This window comes from Pelagicoccus enzymogenes (assembly GCF_014803405.1).
Taxonomy (GTDB): domain Bacteria; phylum Verrucomicrobiota; class Verrucomicrobiia; order Opitutales; family Opitutaceae; genus Pelagicoccus; species Pelagicoccus enzymogenes.
Window position 1 is genome coordinate 1 of sequence record NZ_JACYFG010000020.1, and the last position, 3,736, is coordinate 3,736.

A 3,736-nucleotide genomic window follows, 5' to 3' on the forward strand; every position below is an offset into this window, starting at 1 on the left:
TTGGGCTCTCGTTTCTCTTCCAAGTGCTTCGATGATCCAGTTGTTCAAGCTCTTGTTCTCCTTCTTTGATCGAATGTAGATGCTCCTATGAAGGTCAGGATCTAGTCTTAGGGTGAGCTTTCCGGAAAACGGCTTGTCTGGCTCTTCGCCACGTTCGGAGCAAAAGTCGAGGTAGTCGTCTATCGAAGCTTGGAACTCCTTCTTCAGGCCCTCGACAGTGTCGGCCTGAAAGGTGACTACATCCCTCATGTTTATGACTTCTCCATGGAAGATCTCGGCTTCCTCGTCGAATTGAACTGTTCCTACATATCCTTTGTATTCCATGATCTTTACTCTCCTGCAGCTTCCAGAAACCGTCTGACTGACTTTACTGCTCCCTTGTCCGTTTCCTTCTGCGGGTGAGGGCGGTGGAACACAGCTCTCACGCCGTTTAGGTAGACACGAACTCGAGATCCACTTCCCTCGGAAATCTCTGCTCCCAAGGCTGAGAGCATGTTCTCGATGTCCTTCCAAGGTAAGTCTGATCGTTCTGGACGCTCCCTTACTTTTTCTAGGGTAAGTCGTTGTTTGCGATTCACGGTAAAATGGTGGCAAGATATGCCACCATGTCAAGGTTTCCTATTTTTGCCCAACGTCGAGTGCATACGCGGAGGCCGTAAGCGGAGCGTTGGCCGGAGTTGTATGGCACGACTTGTTCGCTAAGTTTTTTTTCTTACGATTTTAGTAATTACAGGGTTCTTGGCATCCATAAAAAAGTAGCAACGACCCCAGAGTGCCTTCATTCCGAACTCGTCGAATTTGTTGGGGCCTTGTGGAGTCATCAAGACTTCGTCCCTCGTTAGTGCTTCCAAATGTCTTTCCTTAATTCTCTCCATGTTTTGATCCGCAATATCCGTGAGAACTACGTTGTAGGCGGGATGGTTGTACTGGATCAAAATATTCCCGTCATCCATGTTCAAGGGATTCATGTCTGGATGGTAGTTGAAGATCTTGGACAGTGTCCCTAATGCTTCGCTTTTTGCTTCTTCATCGTTTAATCCATCTTGAATCAGAACACAGGTTCCGTTTCTGAAGACTACGAAATCTTTTTTTCCATCGGCGTAGTAGTTGAGACGATCAATTATTCTATCCTGTGGGATGGCGATAGCGGGCTCCCACCTCGGAACCGGTGGAAAATCGTCTTTTGGCTCTTCTTTCTTCTGGCTGAATAGTCCTGAGAGTAAACCCATTGTTAGGATGGTTGTGAAAATCGCTTTTTTCATCTTTTCAGCGAACGTCAAAGACTCACGATGTCGGCTTCGACTGAGGTTCCAAGTCTGTTGAGGTTGATTTCATGGGGTCGTTGTGAAAGGGGCGGGCGTTTGCCGACATTGTGAGCTCTGCCTTGTTCTGCCTCATTGTTTTATGCCAAAGGTGAATATGCAAATGAACAATAAGACCGCACTCACCGAGGCTAATGCCCATGATGCAATGACTCTAAGTCTATGCGTCTCGCAGAAATCGATCTCTTCACTCATACCTCTTTCTTTATATTTTCTTTTATAAAGGTAGGTTACTGTTCCAAGGCATGAGATGAGGTCCGAATCAGTCCATGCTGTCCTACATCCAGTATGTATCCATAAGTCATGATGCTCTCTTTTCAGTTTTCTCAGAAATCGCCAAGAGAACCAACTCTCAATGGTAAGTGTGGCAAAGAACAGGATGAATGCTGCTATCGTGATATCTGACATTTGTTTATGCAGAACGTGAAAGCCATACGCGTAGGTCATCGCGGAGCGATGACCGGAGTTGTATGGGCTGCCTGGGTACGCCCGGCATGGGCGTCGACTGATGTGGTTAAAGTCCACTGCGCATGGAACCTGTAGGTTATGATCATTAGCGAAAGTAAACTAAGAAAAAGCGCTAGCCGAAGGCAACTGCGAAGTCGCGAGGCTTCGTGGGAAGGAAGCCCTAGGCAAAGCCGCGAGACGATGTACAAGAACGCCATACAAGGCCCAGCGCCTCGGGCGAGCGTGCCCAGCGACGCGAAGCCCGGAGAAGGTTCGGGGCGCAGGGTAAATGGCGCGTTTGCGCGGCGGAAGTCGACGTCCTTATCCGGGGAGGCCTCATGCTCCCGCGGGGATGGCTTAAACCTGCCATCGGATCTCCGCAGCTCCCGCAGCGATGCGGGAGTCGGACATGAGGAATCAGCAGAGGGCATAGTAGCGCCATGAGGCGAGCCGGGAGTAGCTGCCGACGGGGGACCCGTCCAGCGAAGGGTCCGAAACTCGCATGGGGCGAAGGCCCGAACCGACACGACGGGTTCCGGCCCGAACTCTCGCCCTGCGGGTATGCCTCGCCAGAGGTAGCGCAAGGGCGGCGGGAAGCGGACAGCCGGGACTCGGAACGCGACCTGATGGAAGCGATCCTGGACGCGGAGAACGTGTCCGGGGCGTGGAAGCGGGTGAGGGCCAACAAGGGCGCGGCGGGGGTGGACGGAGTGTCCGTTGAGGACTTCCCCGGCCTCTTCCGCGAAGCTTGGCCCAGGCTGCGCGAGCGGCTGGCGGAGGGCTCGTACGAGCCCGCGCCGACGTTGCGCGCGGAGATAGGCAAGCCCGACGGGGGCAAGAGGCTGCTGGGGATCCCGACCGTATTGGACCGGGTGATACAGCAGGCGATCGTGAGGGTTCTGGGGCCGATATTGGATCCGGGCTTCAGCGAAAGCAGCTTCGGCTTCCGTCCCAATCGCTCGGCGCGCCATGCGGTCGAGCAAGTTGGCGACACCATAAAGTCGGGTCGGCGCGTGGCGGTGGACTTGGACCTGTCCAAGTTCTTCGACCGCGTCGATCATGATATATTGATGTCGAGCCTTGGGAGGAAGGTCCGCGACAGGCGCGTCCTGCGCTTGGTGGGCAAGTACCTCCGGGCGGGAGTCCAGGTCGACGGGCGCCTGCATGCGACGAGGGGGGGCGTGCCTCAGGGCGGTCCGCTTTCGCCGCTGCTGGCCAACGTGGTCCTGGACGAGCTCGACAAGGAGCTCGAATCGCGCGGCCATCGCTTCGCCCGCTACGCGGACGACTTCGTCGTACTCGTCAAGAGCCCTCGGGCTGGCGAGCGGGTGATGGCGAGCGTGAGGAAGTTCCTCGAGCGCAGGCTCAAGCTGAAGGTGAACGAGGGGAAGAGCCGCGTCGTGAAGGCGAGGGAACTGGAGTTCCTCGGCTTCGCCTTCGGAACCGGCGGGAAGATCGTGTGGAGCGAGAAGTCGCTTGGCGTGTTCAAGCGCCGGATACGCGAGTACACGTGCCGCAGCTGGAGCGTGTCCATGGAACGCCGCCTGCTCAAGCTCGCCCAGTACGTTCGCGGCTGGATGGGCTACTACGGCGTCAGCCGGACCTTCAAGGAGGCCAGGCGCCTGGACCACTGGATCCGGCGCCGCGTGCGCTGCTGCTACTGGAAGCAATGGAAGACGCACTCGAACCGGGTCAGGCAGCTCGTGTCCCTCGGGGTCGATCTGCGGACCGCGGTCAAGACCGCGGTGACCCGGCTGGGGCATTGGAAGATGTCCAAGACTCCAGGGGTGAGCCAAGCCCTGTCGAAAGGCTATCTCAAGGGACAAGGGGTTCCGTCCCTGGTGGAACTCTGGACCCGTGTTCACTATCCGGATACGTCCCGATAGCGTGTGGGAACCGCCCGGTGCGGATCCGCATGCCGGGTGGTGTGGGGGCCGCGGGAGTTAATGCCCGTGGCTACCCGATTT

At 56.2% G+C, this 3,736-nt stretch carries 4 protein-coding genes; 1 reads left to right on the top strand and 3 read right to left on the bottom strand.

What is annotated here, in order from left to right:
- The 3 genes from IEN85_RS10210 to IEN85_RS10220 all read right to left on the bottom strand — a co-directional run.
- Positions 1–324: type II toxin-antitoxin system HicB family antitoxin (locus tag IEN85_RS10210; protein ID WP_191616994.1), on the bottom strand; the 324-nt coding region annotated here is incomplete at its 3' end.
- 5 nt (positions 325–329) lie between these two features.
- Positions 330–578, bottom strand: a complete 249-nt coding sequence (locus IEN85_RS10215) for a type II toxin-antitoxin system HicA family toxin (RefSeq protein WP_191616995.1) — start codon at positions 576–578, stop codon at positions 330–332.
- 120 nt (positions 579–698) lie between these two features.
- Complete coding sequence (locus tag IEN85_RS10220; RefSeq protein WP_191616996.1) at positions 699–1,262, bottom strand: hypothetical protein; 564 nt, start codon at positions 1,260–1,262, stop codon at positions 699–701.
- A 1,133-nt stretch (positions 1,263–2,395) separates the two neighbouring features.
- On the opposite strand from IEN85_RS10220, the gene ltrA reads away from it, so the two are divergent.
- On the top strand, positions 2,396–3,655 hold the full coding sequence (gene ltrA, locus IEN85_RS10225; protein ID WP_191616192.1) for a group II intron reverse transcriptase/maturase: 1,260 nt from the start codon (positions 2,396–2,398) through the stop codon (positions 3,653–3,655).
- The last annotated feature ends 81 nt before the right edge of the window (positions 3,656–3,736 follow it).

Excerpts from the sequence above, each read along its gene's own strand:
- ltrA (WP_191616192.1), top strand. The coding sequence starts at position 2,396 with ATGGAAGCGATCCTGGACGCGGAGAACGTGTCCGGGGCGTGGAAGCGG.
- IEN85_RS10220 (WP_191616996.1), bottom strand. The coding sequence starts at position 1,262 with ATGAAAAAAGCGATTTTCACAACCATCCTAACAATGGGTTTACTCTCA.